We start from the raw sequence: 20,425 nt of genomic DNA on the forward strand, positions 1-20,425 counted from the left end.
GAGGGTCGGCGCCGGGTGACAAGGCGCACAGGCGTTTCGAGGGGTACTAACCGGAATAGTGGCGACCTTTGGTGGTGATTCAGGACGTTCAGGGATCAACCGTCGGGACTTAGGGCCCGAAGGGTCCCGAACCGGGCGGGGAGCGGCCTTTCGGGCAGTTCCGGCCCCCCTCGACGTGCGGTTAAACGGGTTTCCTTGTGGCGGTATGTCCGGTTTCAGGAGTTGAAGCCAAGGCCGTCAAGGGTCGATCTCCCCCGGAGATCGCTACGACGCAATGTCGTAGATGGGGTGTTTTGGGCTGGGCGGGGGTCCGGGTTACCAAGGATGAGCAAGCCCGGCGCCACGCACCGTTCGCGTCGGGTCCCGTACTTCCCCGGAGGTTTTCCCCCGTATGTCGAAGCGCGTCATGAACCCCGCCGCCCGTGTCACCGCCGTCGCTCTCACCGTCGCCGGTCTGGGAGCGTCGCTGGTGGCCGGAGCAGGGTCCGCCTTCGCCGCCGAGGGCAAGGCCGTCGCCCCGGTCGCCGCGACCGCGTCCGCCGCCGTCGCGGCCCAGGCCGAGACCCAGGCCCACGTCGCCGCCCAGGTGAAGGCCGCCGCCGCGAAGGCCGCAGCGCAGAAGGCCGCCACCGTGAAGGCCGCCGCCGCGAAGGCCGTCGCCGTGAAGGCCACCCCCGTGAAGGCCGCGAAGAAGGCGACCCCGTCCTGGGTGAAGCCGGTCGCCTCGTACACCCTCTCCGCCAGCTACAACCAGGGCGGCGCCATGTGGGCCCACAAGCACTCCGGCCAGGACTTCGCCGTCCCGACCGGCACCCCGGTCAAGGCCGCCGGTGCGGGCACCGTCGTGAAGGCCGGCCCGAACGGTGGCGGCGACGGCCCCGCGTACGGAAACGCGATCGTCGTCAAGCACGCCAACGGCACGTACTCGCAGTACGCCCACCTGTCGAAGATCAAGGTCAACGTCGGCCAGAAGGTCGGCGCCGGTCAGCAGATCGCCCTCTCGGGCAACACCGGCAACTCCTCCGGCCCGCACCTGCACTTCGAGATCCGTACGACCCCGAACTACGGCTCCTCCGTGAACCCGGCCGCCTTCCTGCGGTCGCACGGCGTGAGCATCTAAGCTCCGCTACCCGGCCCCGTGGGCCTGGTTCAGCAGATCGAGGGCGACCTCGAGGACGGCCTCGCGCTTCTCCTCGGAGTCGCCCTCGACGTTGTCCATGAAGAACATCCCCGCGTGGAGCGTGAAGATCGCGCTCACGCAGCGGACCCGGTCGCGCACGGTGAAGTCGGGCTCCTGGATCAGGCCGCTCAGTTCGAGCATCCGCTCCTTGAAGGTCAGGCCGATGCTCAGCTCGCGGACGGCCGCCTGGTTCTCCTGCATGAAGCGGAACAGCGGGTACGCGCTGATCAGGGACGCCTGGTAGCGGCGCAGGATCTCCTCCCTGACCTCCACCGTGCGCGGCTGCTCCCGTGCCCATTCGATCAGCTCGTCCACGGGCCTGGTGAGGTCCTGGAAGATGCCGATGATGATGTCTTCCTTGGTCTTGAAGTGGTAGTAGAGCGCGGCCTTGGTGACGTCGAGGTGCTCGGCGATCTCGCGCAGCGAGGTCTTCTCGTAGCCCTGTTCGGCGAAGAGTGCGAGGGCCACGTCCTGGATGCGCTGGCGGGTGTTGCCTCGTGCCTGGGCCATGACTGCTCTCGCTCTCCGACTGTTACTTACTTGACGACCGGCAAGTTACGGGTCTACCGTCCCCATTCTAGTAACTAGCCGGGCGGCAAGTAAGGGGATGGCGATGGCGACCAGCGGGACAACGCAAGCGGCCGAGGAGAAGGTACCGCCGGCGCGCAGCGTCCGCGTGGTCCTCCTCGCCCTGATGATCGCGATGCTGCTCGCGATGCTGGACAACATGATCATCGGCACCGCGATGCCGACGATCGTCGGCGAGCTCGGCGGCCTGGAGCACCTCTCCTGGGTCGTCACCGCCTACACCCTGGCCACCGCCGCCTCCACCCCCCTCTGGGGCAAGCTCGGCGACATGTTCGGCCGCAAGGGCGTCTTCCTCACCTCGATCGTGATCTTCCTGATCGGCTCGGCGCTCAGCGGCATGGCCCAGGACATGGGCCAGCTCATCGGCTTCCGTACGATCCAGGGCCTCGGCGCCGGCGGCCTCATGGTCGGCGTCATGGCGATCATCGGCGACCTGATCCCGCCCCGCGAGCGCGGCAAGTACCAGGGCATGATGGCCGGCGTCATGGCCCTCGCCATGATCGGCGGACCGCTCGTCGGCGGCACCATCACCGACCACTGGGGCTGGCGCTGGTCCTTCTACATCAACCTGCCGCTCGGCGCCGTCGCCCTCGCCATGGTCACCACCGTCCTGCACCTGCCGAAGAAGCAGCGCGTCGCGGGCACCCGGATCGACTTCCTCGGCGCCGCACTGCTGACCGTCGGCATCACCGCGATCGTCCTCGTCACCACCTGGGGCGGTACGGAGTACGCCTGGAGCTCGGCCACCATCGTCGGCCTCACGGTCGCCGGGCTCGCCTCCCTCGCCGCGTTCCTGTGGGTGGAGACCAAGGCCGAGGACCCGATCGTGCCGCTGCACATCTTCCGCAGCCGCAACTTCACCCTGATGTCCCTGATCGGCTTCATCACCGGCTTCGTGATGTTCGGCGCGGTCCTCTACCTGCCGATCTTCCAGCAGTCCGTGCAGGGCGCCTCGGCGACCAACTCCGGTCTCCTGCTCCTGCCGATGCTGATGGCGATGATGGTCGTCTCGCTGCTCGTCGGCCGGTTCACCACCAGCACCGGCAAGTACAAGATCTTCCCGATCGTCGGCGGCGTCCTCATGACCGCCGGCCTCTTCCTCCTCGCCACGATGGACACCGGCACGTCGCGGCTGACGTCCGGTGTCTACATGGCGCTCCTCGGTGCCGGCATGGGCTTCCTCATGCAGATCACCATGCTCGTCGCGCAGAACAGCGTCGAGATGAAGGACATGGGCGTCGCCTCCTCCTCCACCACCCTCTTCCGGACCCTCGGCTCCTCCTTCGGCGTCGCGATCATGGGCGCGCTCTTCACGAGCCGGGTCCAGGACGAGATGGCGGCGCGCGGCGGATCCGGGCTCACCGAGCGGACCGCGCAGCTCGACGCGGCGAGCCTGGCCAAGCTGCCGGAGCCGCTGCGCGAGGCCTACCAGTACGCGGTCTCCGCCGGCACCCACTCCGCCTTCCTGGTCGCCGCCGCGGTCTCCGTCCTCGCGTTCGCCCTCGCCCTCTTCGTCAAGGAGGTGGCGCTGCGCGGCGCCGGACCGGGGGAGCCGAAGGCACCGGCGGGCGACGACGCCCCGAAGGTCGCCGAGAAGGTCTGACACCCGGCTGACACCCGGACCCGGCTGACACCCGGACCCGGCTGACACCCGGACCCGGACGCAGGTGTACGGCGGTGGGGCCGGTCCCGAAAGGGGCCGGCCCCACCGCCGTATCCGCCGTCCGCTCCACGGACCGCGTCAGTCCGGCAGCTGCTGCCCCAGCATCGGGAAGCTGCCCGTGTTCGTCGGCGCGTGGTCCGGCAGCCACAGCACCGCGATCGCGCCGCCCACCCCCTCCGGGGCCGTCGCCGAGGCCACGTTCCGGAAGGTCAGCCGGGCGCCGAGCACCCGCGCCTGGCCCGCCGCGATCGTCAGCCCCAGACCGTGGCCCTGGCCCGCGCGGTCGCTCGTCCCCGTACGGAAGCGGCTCGGGCCCTCCTTGAGGAGCGCATCGGGGAAGCCGGGACCGTGGTCGCGGACCCGCACCACCCGGCCCTCGACCGTGACCTCCACCGGCGGCTTGCCGTGCTTGGCGGCGTTGGCGAGGAGATTGCCCAGAATGCGCTCCAGGCGGCGCGGGTCGGTGTTCACCCAGGACTCGTGGACGACCCGGACGACCACCTCGGGATCGAGCGCCCGCACCCGCCGCTCCACGAACTCGCCGAGCGCGATCTCCTGGAGCTCGGCCCGCTCCGACGCGCTGTCGAGCCGGGCCACCTCCAGGACGTCCTCGACCAGCGTCCGCATCGCCTGCGCCCGGTCCCGTACGAGCTCGGTCGGCCGGCCCGGAGGCAGCAGCTCGGCCGCCGTGAGCAGCCCGGTCACGGGGGTGCGCAGCTCGTGCGCGATGTCGGCGGTGACCCGGCGCTCGGCCTCGATCCGCTCGTTCAGGGCGTCGGTCAGGGCGTCGACCGCCCGGGCCAGCTCGTCGGTCTCGTCCCGGACGACCCCGCCGATCGCGTCCCGTACCCGTACGTCCGTGTTGCCCTGGGCGACCCGCCCGGCCGCGGCGGCGGCCTTCCGCAGCCGCCGCGAGAGCTGGCCGCCGATGAGCACGCCGAGGGCGCAGCCGCCGAACACCACCGAGACCGAGCCGATGACGAGCGCCCGGTCCAGATCGTTCATGATCGCCGCGCTGCGGTCGGCGAAGGGGATGTGCAGCGACAGGACGTCGCCGTTGGCGAGGGGCACCGCGGCCCACACGTCGGGCGGCCCGCCGTGCCGGTGCTCCTGCACGTACGTGCCGCGCCGCCGGTCCCGCATCAGCTGGTCGAGCTGGGGCGGCAGCGCCGGGTCGTTGATCTTCGTGCCGAAGCGGGGATCCTTCGGCTTCGACGTCTCGTACATCCGCTGCGCGAAGAGCAGCCGCTCCATCTGCACCTCGCGCGCGTTGTCGAGCATCGAGATGCGGGCGGCGTTGTGCACGACCACGCTCAGCGTGACCGCGATGAGCGCGCCGACCGCCGCGATGGCGACGGCGATCTTCCAGCGGACCCCGGTACGGAGGGCGCGCGGCTTCACGGGGCGGAAGGACATCGGAAGGAAACCGTCCCCTAGCCCTTGAGCTTGTAGCCGAAGCCCCGGACCGTCTCGATCCGGTCCTGGCCGATCTTGGCGCGCAGCCGCTGCACGTGGACGTCGACGACCCGGGTGTCGCCGCCCCAGCCGTAGTCCCAGACCCGCTCCAGGAGCTTGTCCCGGGACAGCACGGTGCCCGGCGCGGACGAGAACTCCAGGAGCAGCCGCATCTCGGTCGGGGTCAGCGCCACCGGTGACCCGTCCTTGCGGACCTCCATGCCCTCGGTGTCGACCTCCAGGTCGCCGAAGGCGAGCAGCCCGCCGCCGTCCGCCGACCCGTCCCCGTGCTCGCCGACGCCGCCCGCGTGCCCGAAGCGCCGCAGGACGGCCCGGATGCGGGCCATGAGGACCGAGCCGTCGAAGGGCTTCGTGACGTAGTCGTCGGCCCCGGCCTCCAGGCCGAGGACGACGTCGATCGAGTCGGCGCGCGCCGACAGCATGATCACCGGCACGGTCGACTCGTCACGGATGCGACGGCAGAGGCTGACGCCGTCCATGCCCGGCAGCATCACGTCGAGGAGGGCGATGTCCGGCCGCTGCGCCCGGAAGGCGTCCAGGCCGGAGAGCCCGTCGGGCATCGCGGTGACCCGGAAGCCGTCCCGCTCCAGGGCGAGCTGGGTGGCCTCACGGATGACGTCGTCGTCCTCGACGAACAGGACATGGGTTTCGGCCATCGTGCGTGCCCTTCGGGGGGTCTGTACTGCTCTGTCGTGCGGGTGATGCGGGTGATGCGGGTGGTGCGGGTGATGCGGGTAGTACGGGTGGTGCGGGTCAGCTCGGGGTGGGTTCGTTCGGCGCCGGCTCCACCGCGGCCTCGCCGTCCCCGACGGCGCGGCTGTAGTCGTTGTGCACCCAGTCGTGCTGGGTGAACTTGTTCCCCGACCAGCGGTACGTGATCACGTCCTCGCCCGAGGGGTACGCGACCGGGTCGCCCTTCGCGTACACCTGCTTGGTGACGACCAGATCGCCACGGTCGATCGTCGCGTAGACGGCCGCGTCCTCCGCCATGAACACGTTCTCGTACCGGTCGCTCTGCTTCCGGTAGACGTACGTGCCGATGCCGACGGCATCGCCGCAGGTCATCACATTGACGACGACATCGGGGGCGGCGCTGCCCGTGAGGTTGCCGTAGGAGGCGTCCACCGGATAGGCGTCCGCGACGCACGGCTTCAGATCGTCCTTGAGCCGCTCGCCGATCTTCGGGTCGGCCTTGAGCAGCGCGATCGGATCAACCCGCTCGGCGGACTGCGGACCGCTGGGCGCGGCGGGGGAGGAGGGGCTGGGCGCCGCCGCCGCGGTCTCGTCGACACGGGCCGCGCCCTCGTCGCGGGAGCCCGTACCGCCGGTGGAGCAGGCGGCCACGGACAGCCCGACGGCGACGAGCCCGGCCACCGCCGTGACGCTCGCCGCCTTGACGGTACGGCGAGGGCGGCGCCGCCCGATGCCGTACCGGTCGTCGCCGCCGTGTGCGCTGTCGCCGTGTGCTCTGCCGTCGCGTTCGCCGCCGTCGTGTTCTCTGCCGTCGTCGGATTCGGCGTCTAGGCCGCGCACCGCCCCCGCCCCCTTTCGTCACCTCGTACGTCCGCCCGCTCTCCCGTCCGTCCCAGGGCGCGGGCGTCGAGGTCGCGGCTCTCCAGCTCCTGGCGGAGCCGGGCCAGCGCGCGGTGGAGCGTGGACTTCACCGTACCCGTCGACATCCCGAGCGCGGCCGCCGTCTCCTCGGTGCTCATCTGCTCCCAGTGGCGGAGGACGACGACGCTGCGCTGCTTCGGCGCGAGCACCTTCAGGATGTCCATGAGGAGGGCCCGGTCGGCGTGCTGCTCGGTCGGGTCGTCGATGCTCGCGTCGGGCAGCTGCTCGGTGGGCACCTCTTCGAGCTTGCGGGAGCGCCACCACTCGGTGCGGGTGTTGATCATGACCCGGCGCAGGTAGGCGTCGGCGAGGGACTTGTCGGCGATGCCGTCCCACCGGCCGTACGTCCGGGCCAGCGCGGTCTGGAGGAGGTCCTGGGCGTCGACCGGGTCGGGGACGAGACGACGGGCACTGCGCAGCAGCGCGTCCTGCCGCGTGCGTACGTACTCCTCGAAGTCGAGCACCTCTCCGTGCCTCATCCGAACCGCCTCCATCCCCGTGACCAGCCATTTCCTCGTGTCGTGGACGACGCTACGGAGGCTGTGTCACGGGGCTGTGCGGGGCAGCCGTCGGTGGACGCACGGCTACCCATCGGTTGTGTAACAGCGGGGACGGAGAAGGTTTCGCGGCGGCTGCCTCAGGAGAGCGGGCGCTGTTCGACAGCCGCTGGCTCAGGAGAGCGGCAGGCGGTAGAGCCCGTCCTCCAGCGGTTCGACGAGACCGTCCGCGACCAGGCCGTCCAGGGCCCGGGCCCGCTGCACCGGCTCGTCCCAGACCGCGTCCAGGGCCGCCTGCCCGACCGGGTCCGTCGCCTCCCGCAGCACCGCGAGGAGCCGGCCCCGTACCTGCCGGTCCGTGCCCGCGTACGTCTGGCCGCGCCGCGGCGGGCCGTCGTGCGCCGGCTTCCCCGCCAGCTGCCACGCGCAGCGCTCGGCGATCGGGCAGCGCCCGCAGTCCTCGTTCCGCGCCGTGCACACCAGCGCGCCCAGCTCCATCGAGGCCGCGGCCCAGCGGGAGGCCGTCGCCTCGTCCTCCGGGAGCAGTGCCCGGGCGAGCCGGCGCTCGGCGGCCGTGGTCGCGTTCGGCGGGTACTGGACGCCGGTCGCCGCCCGCGCGAAGACCCGGCGCACATTGGTGTCCAGGACCGCGTGCCGCTGCCCGTACGCGAAGGAGGCCACCGCGGCCGCCGTGTACTCGCCGATCCCGGGCAGCGCGAGCAGCTGCCCGTGGTCGCGGGGGACGTCGCCGCGGTGGCGTTCCGTTATGGCCGTGGCCGCCGCGTGCAGGCGCAGGGCCCGGCGCGGATAGCCGAGCCGGCCCCAGGCGCGTACGGCCTCGCCGGGGGTGTCGGCGGCCAGGTCGGCCGGCCGCGGCCAGCGCGCGAGCCACTGCTCGTACACCGGAAGGACCCGGACGACGGGGGTCTGCTGGAGCATGAACTCGCTGACCATCACCCCCCAGGCTCCGGCTTCGGGGCGGCGCCAGGGCAGGTCACGGGCGTGCCGGTCGAACCAGGCGAGGACGGGCCCGTGCAGCTCCGGGGGGAGCGAGGGAGCTACGGGGGCCGTGGGACCGGGGGGAGTGTCGATGGAAGTCATGGCACTCCGATCCTGGCACGTCCGAGGCGGGATCAGTGCGCGCCGTGGCGCGAGCGCTCGGGCCGGTCGGCGCGCGCGGAGGCGTGCGCCGGGAGCCCGCCGTGGGCGTGCGCCCGCGGTCCGCGCCCCGCGCACCACACGACGGCCGCGCTCCGGCTCGACCTGGCCGTGTCCACGAGGGAGCGCACCGGCCGCTCCGCCGCCCGCATGACGAGGAAGGCGACCAGGGCGCCGAGCAGCAGGCCGGCGGTCACGTCGTGCGGGTAGTGCACGCCGACGAAGACCCGGGAGAACGCCATGAGCAGCGCCATCGGCACGGTCAGCCAGACGAGCCCGCGCCAGGACAGGGCGAGCGCGATCGCGGCGGCGCCCGCGATGGCCGAGTGGTTGCTGGGGAAGGACCAGTCTCCGTACGGCGGGCACTCCACGAGTGCGAGGGGTGCCCCGACGACCGCGCGGCACGGCCGCTCCTCGTCGATCAGCGACTTCAGCCCCTCGCTCACCACGTATCCGAAGGCGGTGGCGAGCGGGGCGAGCAGCGCGAGCGCCATCATCCGGCTCGATCCGTCACGGGAGCGCCACCAGCCGGCCAGGAACAGCACGCCGAAGAGCAGCAGTCCTGCCTCCGTCCACACCTCCGCGAGCCACTGGAACCAGTGCGGGGTGGAGTGGGCGAAGTCGGCGACGTCGAGGTAGAGCCGATCGGAGAGGTCGAGGAGGGAGTCCATGGTGGACGACGCTAACCGGAATTCGGAGCTCTCCGCCCCGGGCCAACGGCCAGAGCGACCCCCGACGAAAGTGGGGGGACCGCCGGATCCCGGTGATTCCCCGCCGCTTCAGGCCTGTTCCGGAAAAGTTCCCGGGACGGAAGGATGTGATCATCGGCAAAACTTGATGCCTCGGGCGGCGGGTGGGGCGGGAGTTGGGCCGGATCTCTCGTAAGGTTCGGGTCGTGGGATCTTTGCGCAATCCGGTCGGGCCGCTTCCCTCCACCATCTACTGGCGACGGAGGGCGGTGGCGGTGTGCCTGGTCGCGGTTCTCGCCCTGCTCGCCGTATGGGCCGTCGCCTCGGGCGACGGCGGCGGGAAGAAGACGAACGACGCCGCCAACGGCTCGTCGCCCACACCCCCCTCGATCACTCCAGGCCCCTCCGGCACGGGCCCGGCGATCAGCCAACAGCCCGGCGGCCGCGACGAGTCGGGCGACTCCGGCGACACGTCCGGCGACGGCGGCAGTGGTGACGGCGGCGGCGACGGCGGTGGCTCCGCCGGCTCCGGTACGGACGCGGGCTCGGGCTCCGGTACGGGCGCCGACGCCGGTACGGACTCGGGCGCCGGCGGCACCGGGAAGAACGGCGACACCGACGGCGCGGGCGGCGACGGCGGCGCGGGCACCGGCGCGGGACAGCAGGTTCCGGCGGATTCCCCGCTCCCGAACTGCCCCTCCGGAGCGCTCCAGTTGACGCTGCGCAGCGCCAAGCTCTCCTACGAGGCGGGCGAGAAGCCCCGCTTCCACCTGGTCGCCAAGAACACCTCGAACACCGCCTGCAAGGCCGACTTCGGGCCCCGCAGCGCGGTTCTGACGATCAGTGACAAGCAGGCCGACGCGGTCTGGGCGTCCGACGACTGCCCCCGCCCCGGCAACCCGCTCCTGCTGAGCGTCCCCGCGCAGACCACGGTCACCCACACCGTGGAGTGGGACCGCGGGCGCAGCGCGCCGCAGTGCGCCACCGCCCCGGCGGGCCAGGCCGGTCCGGGGACCTACCTGGTGGAGGCGACGATGGCAGGCGCGAAGGTCGCCCCGGCCTCGTTCACGCTGGCCAAGGACTGAGCGGAACAACCCGGCACCCGGCCTCCGGCCTCAACCCGATTCCAGGACCCCGACCCCGGCCCGGCTCTCGTTGCCGGATCAGACGTACCGCTCCAGGATCGAGGACTCCGCGAGCCGCGAGAGGCCCTCGCGCACGCTGCGGGCGCGGGCCTCGCCGACACCGTCGACGGTCTGGAGGTCGTCGACACTCGCCGCGAGGAGCTTCTGCAGCCCGCCGAAGTGCTCCACGAGCCGCTCGATGATCGCGCCCGGCAGCCGCGGCACCTTCGCGAGGAGCCGGTAGCCGCGCGGGGAGACGGCCGAGTCGAGGGTCTCGGGCGAGCCGCTGTAGCCCAGGGCCCTCGCCACGACGGGAAGTTCGAGGAGCTCGGTGTGGCTGAGCGCGTCCAGCTCGGTGAGCGCCTCGGCGACCGTCCGCGAACGCTTGGCGGTGGGCTCGGGCACGTAGTCCCGGACCACCAGCTCGCGCTCCGGCTCCACACCCGCGATCAGCTCGTCGAGCTGGAGCGACAGGAGCCGTCCGTCGGTGCCGAGCTCGACCACGTACTCGGCGATCTCGGTGGCGATCCGGCGCACCATCTCCAGGCGCTGGGCGACGGCCGTGACGTCCCGGACCGTGACCAGGTCCTCGATCTCCAGCGCGGAGAGCGTGCCGGCCACCTCGTCGAGCCGGAGCTTGTACCGCTCCAGGGTCGCGAGCGCCTGGTTGGCGCGGGAGAGGATCGCGGCCGACTCCTCCAGGACCCGGCGCTCACCGTTCACGTACAGCGCGATCAGATGCATCGACTGCGAGACGGAGACGACCGGGTAATTGCACTGCTTGGAGACCCGGTCCGCGGTGCGGTGCCGGGTGCCGGTCTCCTCGGTGGGGATGGAGGCGTCCGGGACCAGCTGCACACCGGCGCGGTGGATCTTGGTGATGTCCTTGTCGAGGACGAGCGCGCCGTCGAGCTTGCACAGCTCACGCAGGCGCGTCGCGGCGAACTCGACGTCCAGCACGAAGCCGCCGGTGCACATCGAGTCGACCGTCTTGTCCAGGCCGAGCACGATGAGACCGCCGGTGTTTCCCCGGAGGATCCGCTCCAGGCCGTCGCGCAGCGCGGTGCCGGGCGCGACCGCGCTGAGGGCGGCACGCATCAGCGCTTCGTTGCCGGAGCCCGCGCCGGACTTCCCGGGAGCTGTTGCCCCGTCCTTCGCTGCCACTGCACTCCTCCGGCTCGTACGGATGGGCGAGACCAGGGCAAAGTCTAGCGACACCGCCCCGCCCCCCTCCGCCGCGCGCCGGTCAAGAGTGCGGCGCGAGGAGCCGAAGGGCCCTCGTCATGCCCCCTCGCCTACCCCTCGGGGTCCCTCGTCTACCCCTCCGAAGCCCCCACTCACCCCTCCGAAGGCCCTCAGCCGAAGCCGGGGCGAGGGCTCCACCGCCCCCGCTCCGCCGAAGCCTGCGAGGGCTCCTCCGCCCTGCCTCAGGCGTCCCGCGAGGGCTCCCCCGCCCCCGCTCCGCCGAAGCCCGCGAGGGCTCCCCCGCTCGGCTCCGGCGTCCCGGAGGCTCCTCCGCCCCGCTCCGGCGTCCCCGGAGGGCTCCTCCGCCACGCCTCCGGCGGCCCCGCCCTACCCCCCGGCCCTACCCCTCCGCGCTCTCCGAGCGCGGCGCGCGGCGGCTGCGGGGCAGGACGCGCAGTGCGTCCCCTATGTCCGCGACCTCTGTCACCTTCATGCCCGCCGGCACTCGCCCCGGGTCCGGCGGCACCAGTGCGTGCGTGAAGCCCAGCCGGTGGGCCTCGGCCAGCCGGCGCTGGACGCCCGTCACCCGGCGGACCTCGCCCGCGAGCCCGACCTCGCCGATCGCGACCAGGTTCTTCGGCAGCGGGGTGTCGCTCGCCGCGGAGGCGAGGGCGAGCGCGATCGCCAGGTCGGCGGCCGGCTCGGAGAGCTTCACGCCGCCCACGGTCGCGCTGTAGATGTCCCGCTTGCCCAGCGCGCTGATCCGGCCCCGCTGCTCCAGGACCGCCAGCATCATCGAGACCCGGGAGGTCTCCAGACCGGAGACGGTCCGGCGCGGGGACGGGATCTGCGAGTCCACGGTCAGCGACTGGACCTCGGCGACGAGCGGGCGGCGGCCTTCCAGGGTCACCGTCAGGCAGGTGCCCGGCACGGCCACGTCACGCCGGGTCAGGAAGAGCCCCGACGGGTCGGTCAGGCCCGTGATGCCCTCGTCGTGCAGCTCGAAGCAGCCGACCTCGTCGGTCGCCCCGTAGCGGTTCTTCACACCCCGGACCAGGCGCAGGCGCGCGTGCCGGTCGCCCTCGAAGCTCAGGACGACGTCGACCAGGTGCTCCAGGAGCCGGGGCCCCGCGATGGCGCCGTCCTTGGTGACGTGGCCGACGAGCAGCGTGGACATGCCCCGCTCCTTGGAGGCCCGGATGAGGGCTCCGGCGACCTCGCGGACCTGCGCCATGCCGCCGGGCGCGCCGTCGATCTCGGGGGAGGCGACCGTCTGCACCGAGTCCATGATCAGCAGCGAGGGCTTCACGGCGTCGAGGTGACCGAGGACGGCCGACAGATCGGTCTCGGCCGCCAGGTACAGGTGGTCGCTGAGCGCGCCGATCCGGTCGGCGCGCAGCCGGACCTGGCTCGCGGACTCCTCGCCCGTGACGTACAGCGTGCGGTGCTCGTCGCTCGCCGCCTTCGCCGCCACGTCGAGCAGGAGCGTGGACTTGCCGACGCCGGGCTCGCCCGCGAGCAGCACGACGGCGCCGGGCACCAGCCCCCCGCCGAGGACCCGGTCCAGCTCGTCGACGCCGGTCGAGCGGGCGGTCGCCGTCCGGCCGTCGACCTGGGCGATGGGGACGGCGGCGGTGGAGACCCGGCCGGCAGCGGTCGTCCGGACCGCGGGCGCGCCGTACTCCTCGACCGTCCCCCAGGCCTGGCACTCGGGGCAGCGGCCGAGCCACTTGGCCGTCTGCCAGCCGCACTCGGTGCAGCGGTAGGACGGCCGGTCCTTGGCGGTTTTCGTACGGGCAGCCATGGGCCACACCGTAGCGGCCCCCACTGACAGCGACGGCCACGGCCTGTCCGGCCCCAGACCCGGGCCCGTCCCCGATCGAGTGACGGAATGTGAGGTTCCTGTCCCCCTTCGAGCGATACCTTCACCCGTAAGAATGAGAAGTGCTCAACCGGTACGAAGAGTGCCCCCCGCCCTGCCTACGGTCGCCCAGTGACGAGCAGCAGGCTGGATTCCCCCACACGCACCACCGGCGCCCACGGGGCGCACCGCGGCGCCGCGGAGCAGGGTCCGCGCACGCTCGGCCGGCGGCCCCCCGCCCGCTACGAGGCCGCCCTCGACGGCCTCTACACGTACTGCCTCTCCGTGCTCTGCGAGCACGACACGGCCACCGCCGTCCTCGGCGACGTCCTCGCCGTCGCCGAGCGCCACCACGGCCGCTGTCCCTCCGACGAGGACGGCCGTGCGGCCTGGCTGTACGCACTCGCCCGCTGGGCCTGCCTGCGCACCCTCGGCGAGCAGCGCCGCAAGCGCCAGGGCGCCCACACCGGCCGCCCCGCCGTCACCGCGCCCGAACCGCCCCCGGTCTCCGAGGAGACGGCCGAGCGCCGCCGCGCCGAACTCGCCAGGCTCGCCTGGCCCGAGGCGGCCGGCACCACCCCCGAGCAGCGCGAGGCGCTGGAACTGGCCGTCCGGCACGGCCTGAGCCACCGCCAGATCGCCGCCGTCCTCTCCCTCGACCCGCTCGCCGCCCGCGAGCTCCTCGCCACGGCCGCCTGCGAGGTCGAGCGGACCCGCGCCGCCCTCGCCGTCGTCGAGACCGGCAGCTGCCCCACCGTCGCGCGGCTCACCGGCGACCACCGGGTGCTCCTCTCCGCCGCCCTGCGCGCCGAACTCGTCCGGCACGTCGACGACTGCCCCCGCTGCCGCCGGGCCGCCGAGCGGGTGGGCGCCACCGGCCCCTGGCCCGGCGCCGCACCCCGCCCGCCGGACAAGCTGCCGCTCGTCGAGGCGCCCCGGGCCGCCGCCTACATGGCGATGCTGCACGTCCCACGCGCGCGTGCCGGCGCCCCGCGCTTCACCCCGACCGGCTTCCCGATGGACCCCAAGGACCACACGGCCCGCCGCGACCGGTTGCGGGCCCGCGCGGTGACCACCACCGTCGTCGCGGCCGTCGTGGCCGCCCCGGTCCTCGCCCTGTGGACCTCGTACCGCGGCACCCCGGCCGCCGACGAGGGCGTCCAGGGCGGCACCAGGATCAGCGCGCGCGAAGCGGACGAACCGGTGGACGAGGACGGCCGCCCGTACGACCGCTACGAGAACGCGGGCAACGCCCGCACCACCCCCGAGCCCCGCTTCACCCGCGGCAGCCGCTCCCCGGACGTCTCGGTCGAGGTCGTCAGCCCCGGCGGCCCCACGGGCCCCGCGGGACCCTCCCGGCCCGGCGAGCCCGCCCCCGGCTGGCTCACGGTCGGCGCGCGCGGCTCCGGCGACCTGACGCTGCTCACGCTCACCGCCGACGGCGGCTCGCCCGTCGCCTGGTCGTTGTGGACGGACGCCCCGTGGCTGTACGTGAGCCGGGCCTCCGGCACGCTCCGCCCCGGCGAGTCGGTCACGATCGTCGTCCGCGTCGATCACGGGCGCGAGCCCGCGGGCGGGTGGAGCGCCCGCGTCGGCGTGAACCCCTCGGGCGCGGTCGTCAGGATCGACGGTCAGGGGCAGACCGCCCCGCCGCAGGTCACCCGCCCGGGCACCCCGCCGCCCACGACGACCGACCCGACCACACCGCCGACGAGCCCCCCGACGAGCCCGCCGACCTCGCCCCCGACGAGCCCGCCGACCACGGAGCCGCCGACGACCCCGCCGACGACGGAACCGACCACGCCTCCGCCGACGACCGACCCGGGCACGACACCCCCGACCACGGAGCCGACCACGGAGCCGCCGACGACCCCGCCGACGACGGAACCGACCACACCCCCACCGACGACCGACCCGGGCACGACCGACCCGGGCACGCCCCCGCCGACGACGGACGACCCGCCGTCCGGCCCCTGACGCCTACGAGACGGGATCGGCCGGATGCGGGGCCACCAGGGGCAGCTGCGAGGCCAGCCGGGCCTCGCACAGGCCGACCAGCACCTCGTACGCCTCCGTGCCCATCATCTCCGTCAGCTCCGGCCGGTACGTGACGTAGACGGGCTCACCGGCCCCGTGCGCCGACGTGGCCGAGGTGCACCACCAGTGCAGGTCGTGGCCGCCCGGACCCCAGCCCCTGCGGTCGTACTCGCCGATCGACACCTGGAGGACCTTGGTGTCGTCGGGCCGGTCGATCCAGTCGTACGTCCGGCGCACCGGCAGCTGCCAGCACACGTCCGGCTTGGTCTCCAGCGGCTCCTTGCCCTCCTTCAGGGCCAGGATGTGCAGCGAGCAGCCCGCGCCGCCCGCGAAACCGGGACGGTTCTGGAAGATGCAGGACCCCTCCCAGCGGCGGGTCTGCCGGTCGCCGTCCTCGTCGAGCTGCACCCAGCCCGAATCCGTACCGACGTCGTGGAACTGCCACAGCTCCGGCGTGAGCCGGGCCACGTGCGACGCGACCCGCTTCTCGTCCTCGTCATCGGAGAAGTGCGCGCCCAGCGTGCAGCAGCCGTCGTCGGCCCGGCCCGCCTGGATGCCCTGGCAGCCGCTGCCGAAGATGCACGTCCAGCGCGAGGTCAGCCAGGTCAGGTCGCAGCGGAACACCTGCTCGGCGTCGGCCGGATCGGGAAACTCGACCCACGCCCGCGCGAAGTCCAGACCCTTCTCGTCCGCCTCCATGCCCTTGCCTCGCTTCTTGGCGCTCTTCACGGCCTTCTCCGCTTTACCGGCCTTACCGGCCTTACCGGCCTTGCCGACCTTCACACCCGTCTCGCCGCTGCTGTCTTTGCCCGGCTTCGCCTGCTTCGTCTTTGGCACAACGCCAAGCGTATGCGGGTCGGCGCAGTAGCGTTCCGCCCATGAGACTCGGAGTCCTCGACGTCGGTTCGAACACGGTGCACCTGCTGGTGGTGGACGCCCACCCCGGCGCCCGCCCGCTGCCCGCCCACTCGCACAAGGCGGAGCTGCGGCTCGCCGAGCTCCTCGACGCGCGGGGCGCGATCGCGCCCGACGGCGTCGAGCGGCTCATCGCGACCGTCCAGGACGCGCTCCTGGCGGCCGAGGACAAGGGCTGCGAGGAGGTGCTGCCCTTCGCCACCTCGGCGGTCCGCGAGGCCACCAACGCCGACGCCGTCCTCGCCCGGGTCAAGGACGAGACCGGGGTCGACCTCCAGGTCCTCACCGGCGAGGAGGAGGCCCGGCTCACCTTCCTCGCCGCCCGCCGCTGGTTCGGCTGGTCCGCGGGCAAGCTCCTCCTCCTCGACATCGGCGGCGGCTCCCTCGAAGTCGCGTACGGCATCGACGAGGACCCGGACACGGCGGTCTCCCTGCCGCTCGGCGCGGGCCGGCTCACCTCGGGCTGGCTGCCCGGCGACCGGGCCGACGCCGACGACGTGAAGGCGCTGCGCCGGCACGTCCGCGCCCAGATCGCCCGTACGGTCGGCGAGTTCAGCCGCTTCGGCCGCCCCGACCACGTCGTGGCCACCTCCAAGACCTTCAAGCAGCTCGCCCGGATCGCCGGCGCGCCCGGTTCGGGGGACGGCCTGTACGTCCAGCGCGTCCTGACCCGCAAGTCCCTGGAGGAATGGGTCCCGCGCCTCGCCGCGATGACCGTCCCCGAGCGCGCGGCCCTGCCGGGCGTCTCGGAGGGCCGCGCCCCCCAGCTCCTCGCGGGCGCGCTCGTCGCCGAGGCCGCGATGGACCTGCTCGGCGTGGAGGAGCTGGAGATCTGCCCGTGGGCGCTGCGCGAGGGCGTGATCCTGCGCCGCCTGGACCACCTGCCGGAGGAGTGACGGACCGGGCCCGGCCCCCCACACGCCCGGGGGCGCCGCACCCGGCGTGACCGGAACCACCTCCCCGCCCCCCGGCCCGCCCCGTACCCTGTCGGGGTGGCAGAACCAGTGGTGCGCGTCCCGGATGCGAAGGTCGCCCTGTCGACGGCCTCGGTCTATCCGGAGTCGACGGCGACGGCCTTCGAGATCGCCGCGCGCCTCGGGTACGACGGCGTCGAGGTCATGGTGTGGACCGACCCCGTCAGCCAGGACATCGAGGCGCTGCGCCGCCTCTCCGACTACCACCAGGTCCCGATCCTGGCCGTCCACGCCCCCTGCCTCCTCATCACCCAGCGCGTCTGGTCCACCGACCCGTGGGTCAAGCTCCAGCGCGCCCGGGCGGCGGCCGAGAAGCTCGGCGCGTCGGCGGTCGTCGTGCACCCGCCGTTCCGCTGGCAGCGCCAGTACGCGAAGGACTTCGTCACCGGCATCTGGCGGATGGCGGACGAGACCGACGTCCGGTTCGCCGTCGAGAACATGTACCCGTGGCGGTACAAGGACCGCGAGATGCTCGCGTACGCCCCTGAGTGGGACGTCACGAAGGACGACTACCGCCACTTCACCGTCGACCTCTCGCACACCGCGACCGCCCGCACCGACGCCCTCGCGATGATCGACCGCATGGGCGACCGCCTCGGCCACGTCCACCTCGCCGACGGCAAGGGCTCCGCCAAGGACGAGCACCTGGTCCCGGGCCGCGGCACACAGCCCTGCGCGGAACTCCTGGAGCGGCTCGCGCTCACCGGCTTCGACGGCCACGTCGTCATCGAGGTCAACACCCGCCGCGCGATGTCAGCCGCCGAACGCGAGGCCGACCTCGCCGAGGCCCTGGCCTTCACCCGCCTCCACCTCGCGTCCGCCGGCCGCCCCACCCGGGTCCCGCGCCCATGACCGACCCGGCCCCGCGCCGGCGCGGCCGCCCGTCCCGTACCGAAGAGGACAGCGGACCGGGCGCGCGCGAACGCATCCTGGAGGCGGCCCGCACGCAGTTCGCGGAGCGCGGGTACGACAAGGCCTCCGTCCGCGGCATCGCCAAGGCGGCCGGCGTGGACCCGGCGCTCGTGCACCACTACTTCGGTACGAAGGACGAGGTCTTCGCCGCCGCGATCGAGGTCTCCTTCGAGCCGGCGCTCGTCGTCCCGGCGATCCTCGGCGGCCCGCGCGAGGCCATCGGCGAACGGCTCGCGCGCTTCTTCATCGGCGTCTGGGAGAACCCGGTCAGCCGCGCCCCGCTCCTCGCGATCGTCCGCTCCGCGCTGACCCACGAGGCCGCGGCCAAGGTGCTGCGGACCTTCGTGCTCCGCCGGCTCCTGGAGCGGATCGCGGCCGAACTCGACGTACCGGATCCGAGCTTCCGGGCGGAGCTGGCGGCGTCCCACATGATCGGGATCGTGATCCTGCGGTACGTGATCGAGGTCGAGCCGCTGGCCTCGGCCGACCCGGAGGAGATCGTGGCCCAGGTGGCCCCGACGCTCCAGCGGTACCTGACCGAGAGCTGAGAAGGTCCCCGGACCGGAACCTGACCGAAAGCTGAACACTCCGTCCGCCATACGGACAGGCTGTCCAGATCTTGGAGCGTCAGCGTACGCTCGAAGGCAAGCACACCCATCACGAGGAGCGAGCGACGATGCCCGAGCTGAGGTCCCGCACAGTCACCCACGGCCGCAACATGGCGGGCGCACGCGCCCTTATGCGCGCCTCCGGTGTACCGGGCGCGGACATCGGCCGTAAGCCGATCATCGCGGTGGCCAACTCCTTCACGGAGTTCGTCCCGGGTCACACCCATCTCCAGCCGGTCGGCCGGATCGTCTCCGAGGCCATCACGGCCGCCGGCGGCATCGCCCGCGAGTTCAACACGATCGCCGTCGACGACGGCATCGCGATGGGCCACGGCGGCATGCTCTACAGCCTCCCGTCCCGCGACCTGATCGCGGACAGCGTGGAGTACATGGTCGAGGCGCACTGCGCCGACGCCCTGATCTGCATCTCCAACTGCGACAAGATCACCCCCGGCATGCTGATGGCCGCTCTGCGCCTCAACATCCCGACGGTCTTCGTCTCCGGCGGCCCGATGGAGTCCGGCCGCGCGGTCCTCGTCGACGGCACGGTCCGCACGCTCGACCTGGTCGACGCGATGTCCGACGCCGTGAACCCGAACGTCTCGGACGAGGACATGCTCCGGATCGAGGAGAACGCCTGTCCGACCTGCGGGTCCTGTTCCGGCATGTTCACCGCCAACTCGATGAACTGCCTGACCGAGGCGATCGGCCTCTCCCTCCCCGGCAACGGCTCGCTCCTCGCGACCCACACCGGCCGCAAGGCGCTGTACGAGAACGCGGCCCGCACGGTCGTCGACATCACCCGCCGGTACTACGACGAGGACGACGCCTCCGTCCTGCCGCGCGCGGTCGCGACCCGCGCCGCCTTCGAGAACGCCATGGCCCTCGACATCGCCATGGGCGGCTCGACCAACACGATCCTGCACCTGCTCGCCGCCGCCCAGGAGGCCGAGCTCGACTACGGCCTCAGCGACATGGACGAGGTCTCGCGCCGGGTTCCCTGCCTGGCCAAGGTCGCCCCGAACGTCGCCAAGGACCGCACGTACTACATGGAGGACGTGCACCGCGCGGGCGGCATCCCCGCCATCCTCGGCGAGCTGTACCGCGCCGGGCTCCTCAACGAGGACGTCCACTCCGTCCACTCCCGCTCCATCAAGGAGTGGCTGGACGCCTGGGACGTGCGCGGCGGCTCCCCGACGGACGAGGCCGTCGAGCTGTTCCACGCTGCCCCCGGCTGCGTCCGCTCGGCCACCGCCTTCTCGCAGTCCGAGCGCTGGGAGGCGCTCGACGTGGACGCGGCCGGCGGCTGCATCCGCGACGCGGCCCACGCGTACTCGAAGGACGGCGGCCTCGCGGTCCTGCGCGGCAACCTGGCCGTGGACGGCTGCGTCGTGAAGACGGCCGGCGTCGACGAGTCGATCTGGACCTTCGAGGGCCCGGCCGTCGTCTGCGAGTCCCAGGACGAGGCCGTCGAGAAGATCCTCAACAAGCAGGTCACCGACGGCGACGTGGTCGTCATCCGCTACGAGGGCCCGCGCGGCGGCCCCGGCATGCAGGAGATGCTCTACCCGACGTCCTTCCTCAAGGGCCGGGGCCTGGGCAAGACCTGCGCGCTGGTGACGGACGGCCGCTTCTCCGGCGGTACGTCGGGCCTGTCCATCGGCCACGCCTCCCCGGAGGCGGCCTCGGGCGGCACGATCGCCCTCGTCGAGGACGGCGACCGGATCCGTATCGACATCCCGAGCCGCTCGATCGAGCTCCTCGTCGACGAGGCCACCCTGGCGGCCCGCCGCGAGGCGCTGAACGGCGTGTACGCGCCGAAGAACCGCGAGCGCAAGGTGTCGGCGGCGCTGAAGGCGTACGCGGCGATGGCGACGAGCGCGGACAAGGGCGCGGTCCGCGACGTGTCGAAGCTGGGCTGACCCCGGCGGACGTACGAAAGCG

General features: G+C 72.8%; 18 protein-coding genes. 8 read left to right on the plus strand and 10 right to left on the minus strand.

From position 1 onward, the window contains the following. Positions 1-391: 391 nt before the first annotated feature. A complete protein-coding gene (locus tag ACIBG6_RS20500; protein ID WP_399223974.1) occupies positions 392-1,120 on the plus strand; it encodes a M23 family metallopeptidase in 729 nt (242 codons plus the stop codon). 6 nt (positions 1,121-1,126) lie between these two features. On the opposite strand, the gene ACIBG6_RS20505 is transcribed toward ACIBG6_RS20500, so the two are convergent. Next, positions 1,127-1,690, minus strand: a complete 564-nt coding sequence (locus ACIBG6_RS20505) for a TetR/AcrR family transcriptional regulator (RefSeq protein ID WP_399223975.1) — start codon at positions 1,688-1,690, stop codon at positions 1,127-1,129. Positions 1,691-1,793: 103 nt separating this feature from the next. On the opposite strand from ACIBG6_RS20505, the gene ACIBG6_RS20510 reads away from it, so the two are divergent. After that, positions 1,794-3,371 (plus strand): MDR family MFS transporter, encoded by a 1,578-nt coding sequence (locus ACIBG6_RS20510; RefSeq protein ID WP_399223976.1) that lies wholly within the window; start codon positions 1,794-1,796, stop codon positions 3,369-3,371. A 138-nt stretch (positions 3,372-3,509) separates the two neighbouring features. Here the strand turns inward: ACIBG6_RS20510 and cseC are convergent, their stop codons facing one another. The 6 genes from cseC to ACIBG6_RS20540 all read right to left on the minus strand — a co-directional run bounded on the left by cseC (position 3,510) and on the right by ACIBG6_RS20540 (position 8,847). After that, complete coding sequence (gene cseC / locus ACIBG6_RS20515; RefSeq protein WP_399224035.1) at positions 3,510-4,832, minus strand: two-component system sensor histidine kinase CseC; 1,323 nt, start codon at positions 4,830-4,832, stop codon at positions 3,510-3,512. Between the two features lie 32 nt (positions 4,833-4,864). After that, entirely contained in the window at positions 4,865-5,563 is a 699-nt protein-coding gene (gene cseB / locus ACIBG6_RS20520; RefSeq protein WP_399223977.1) for a two-component system response regulator CseB, read from the minus strand. 97 nt (positions 5,564-5,660) lie between these two features. Continuing rightward, positions 5,661-6,440, minus strand: coding sequence for a hypothetical protein (locus ACIBG6_RS20525; protein WP_399223978.1), 780 nt, complete (start codon positions 6,438-6,440; stop codon positions 5,661-5,663). Further along, entirely contained in the window at positions 6,428-7,000 is a 573-nt protein-coding gene (locus ACIBG6_RS20530; protein ID WP_399223979.1) for a SigE family RNA polymerase sigma factor, read from the minus strand. The genes ACIBG6_RS20525 and ACIBG6_RS20530 overlap by 13 nt, the downstream gene beginning before the upstream one ends. 192 nt (positions 7,001-7,192) lie before the next feature. Then, entirely contained in the window at positions 7,193-8,119 is a 927-nt protein-coding gene (locus ACIBG6_RS20535; protein ID WP_399223981.1) for an A/G-specific adenine glycosylase, read from the minus strand. Between the two features lie 32 nt (positions 8,120-8,151). Then, positions 8,152-8,847 carry a phosphatase PAP2 family protein gene (locus tag ACIBG6_RS20540; RefSeq protein ID WP_399223983.1) on the minus strand — a complete coding sequence of 232 codons (696 nt, stop codon included), beginning with the start codon at positions 8,845-8,847 and terminating at the stop codon, positions 8,152-8,154. Positions 8,848-9,071: 224 nt separating this feature from the next. On the opposite strand from ACIBG6_RS20540, the gene ACIBG6_RS20545 reads away from it, so the two are divergent. Beyond that, positions 9,072-9,950, plus strand: coding sequence for a hypothetical protein (locus ACIBG6_RS20545; protein ID WP_399223984.1), 879 nt, complete (start codon positions 9,072-9,074; stop codon positions 9,948-9,950). 78 nt (positions 9,951-10,028) lie between these two features. On the opposite strand, the gene disA is transcribed toward ACIBG6_RS20545, so the two are convergent. After that, on the minus strand, positions 10,029-11,153 hold the full coding sequence (gene disA, locus ACIBG6_RS20550; protein ID WP_329622739.1) for a DNA integrity scanning diadenylate cyclase DisA: 1,125 nt from the start codon (positions 11,151-11,153) through the stop codon (positions 10,029-10,031). Positions 11,154-11,574: 421 nt separating this feature from the next. After that, positions 11,575-12,978 carry a DNA repair protein RadA gene (gene radA, locus ACIBG6_RS20555; protein ID WP_399223985.1) on the minus strand — a complete coding sequence of 468 codons (1,404 nt, stop codon included), beginning with the start codon at positions 12,976-12,978 and terminating at the stop codon, positions 11,575-11,577. A 189-nt stretch (positions 12,979-13,167) separates the two neighbouring features. Between radA and ACIBG6_RS20560 the strand changes: the two genes are divergently transcribed. Further along, entirely contained in the window at positions 13,168-15,012 is a 1,845-nt protein-coding gene (locus ACIBG6_RS20560) for a hypothetical protein (RefSeq protein ID WP_399223986.1), read from the plus strand. A 3-nt stretch (positions 15,013-15,015) separates the two neighbouring features. Here ACIBG6_RS20560 and ACIBG6_RS20565 read toward each other — a convergent pair whose 3' ends face one another. Further along, complete coding sequence (locus ACIBG6_RS20565) at positions 15,016-15,909, minus strand: hypothetical protein (RefSeq protein ID WP_399223987.1); 894 nt, start codon at positions 15,907-15,909, stop codon at positions 15,016-15,018. Between the two features lie 41 nt (positions 15,910-15,950). Here ACIBG6_RS20565 and ACIBG6_RS20570 point away from each other — a divergent pair, with 41 nt between their 5' ends. From ACIBG6_RS20570 to ilvD, 4 genes are all read left to right on the plus strand, one after another. After that, the gene (locus ACIBG6_RS20570; protein ID WP_399223988.1) at positions 15,951-16,883 is read left to right on the plus strand and encodes a Ppx/GppA family phosphatase; all 933 of its coding nucleotides are present in this window, start codon (positions 15,951-15,953) and stop codon (positions 16,881-16,883) included. 96 nt (positions 16,884-16,979) lie between these two features. Continuing rightward, on the plus strand, positions 16,980-17,813 hold the full coding sequence (locus ACIBG6_RS20575) for a sugar phosphate isomerase/epimerase family protein (RefSeq protein WP_399223989.1): 834 nt from the start codon (positions 16,980-16,982) through the stop codon (positions 17,811-17,813). Next, positions 17,810-18,421 (plus strand): TetR family transcriptional regulator, encoded by a 612-nt coding sequence (locus tag ACIBG6_RS20580; protein ID WP_399223990.1) that lies wholly within the window; start codon positions 17,810-17,812, stop codon positions 18,419-18,421. The genes ACIBG6_RS20575 and ACIBG6_RS20580 overlap by 4 nt, the downstream gene beginning before the upstream one ends. A 128-nt stretch (positions 18,422-18,549) precedes the next feature. Further along, positions 18,550-20,403: a dihydroxy-acid dehydratase gene (gene ilvD, locus ACIBG6_RS20585; protein ID WP_399223992.1), complete on the plus strand. Its 1,854-nt coding sequence runs from the start codon at positions 18,550-18,552 to the stop codon at positions 20,401-20,403. Positions 20,404-20,425: the final 22 nt, after the last annotated feature.

This window comes from Streptomyces sp. NPDC050842 (genome assembly GCF_044456565.1).
Taxonomy (GTDB): domain Bacteria; phylum Actinomycetota; class Actinomycetes; order Streptomycetales; family Streptomycetaceae; genus Streptomyces.

What these genes read in the sequence shown, in the direction of transcription:
- ACIBG6_RS20500 (WP_399223974.1), top strand. Translation starts at nt 392, where the DNA reads ATGTCGAAGCGCGTCATGAACCCCGCCGCCCGTGTCACCGCCGTCGCT.
- ACIBG6_RS20505 (WP_399223975.1), bottom strand. Translation starts at nt 1,690, where the DNA reads ATGGCCCAGGCACGAGGCAACACCCGCCAGCGCATCCAGGACGTGGCC.
- ACIBG6_RS20510 (WP_399223976.1), top strand. Translation starts at nt 1,794, where the DNA reads ATGGCGACCAGCGGGACAACGCAAGCGGCCGAGGAGAAGGTACCGCCG.
- cseB (WP_399223977.1), bottom strand. Translation starts at nt 5,563, where the DNA reads ATGGCCGAAACCCATGTCCTGTTCGTCGAGGACGACGACGTCATCCGT.
- ACIBG6_RS20530 (WP_399223979.1), bottom strand. Translation starts at nt 7,000, where the DNA reads ATGAGGCACGGAGAGGTGCTCGACTTCGAGGAGTACGTACGCACGCGG.
- ACIBG6_RS20535 (WP_399223981.1), bottom strand. Translation starts at nt 8,119, where the DNA reads ATGACTTCCATCGACACTCCCCCCGGTCCCACGGCCCCCGTAGCTCCC.
- ACIBG6_RS20540 (WP_399223983.1), bottom strand. Translation starts at nt 8,847, where the DNA reads ATGGACTCCCTCCTCGACCTCTCCGATCGGCTCTACCTCGACGTCGCC.
- radA (WP_399223985.1), bottom strand. Translation starts at nt 12,978, where the DNA reads ATGGCTGCCCGTACGAAAACCGCCAAGGACCGGCCGTCCTACCGCTGC.
- ACIBG6_RS20570 (WP_399223988.1), top strand. Translation starts at nt 15,951, where the DNA reads ATGAGACTCGGAGTCCTCGACGTCGGTTCGAACACGGTGCACCTGCTG.
- ACIBG6_RS20580 (WP_399223990.1), top strand. Translation starts at nt 17,810, where the DNA reads ATGACCGACCCGGCCCCGCGCCGGCGCGGCCGCCCGTCCCGTACCGAA.
- ilvD (WP_399223992.1), top strand. Translation starts at nt 18,550, where the DNA reads ATGCCCGAGCTGAGGTCCCGCACAGTCACCCACGGCCGCAACATGGCG.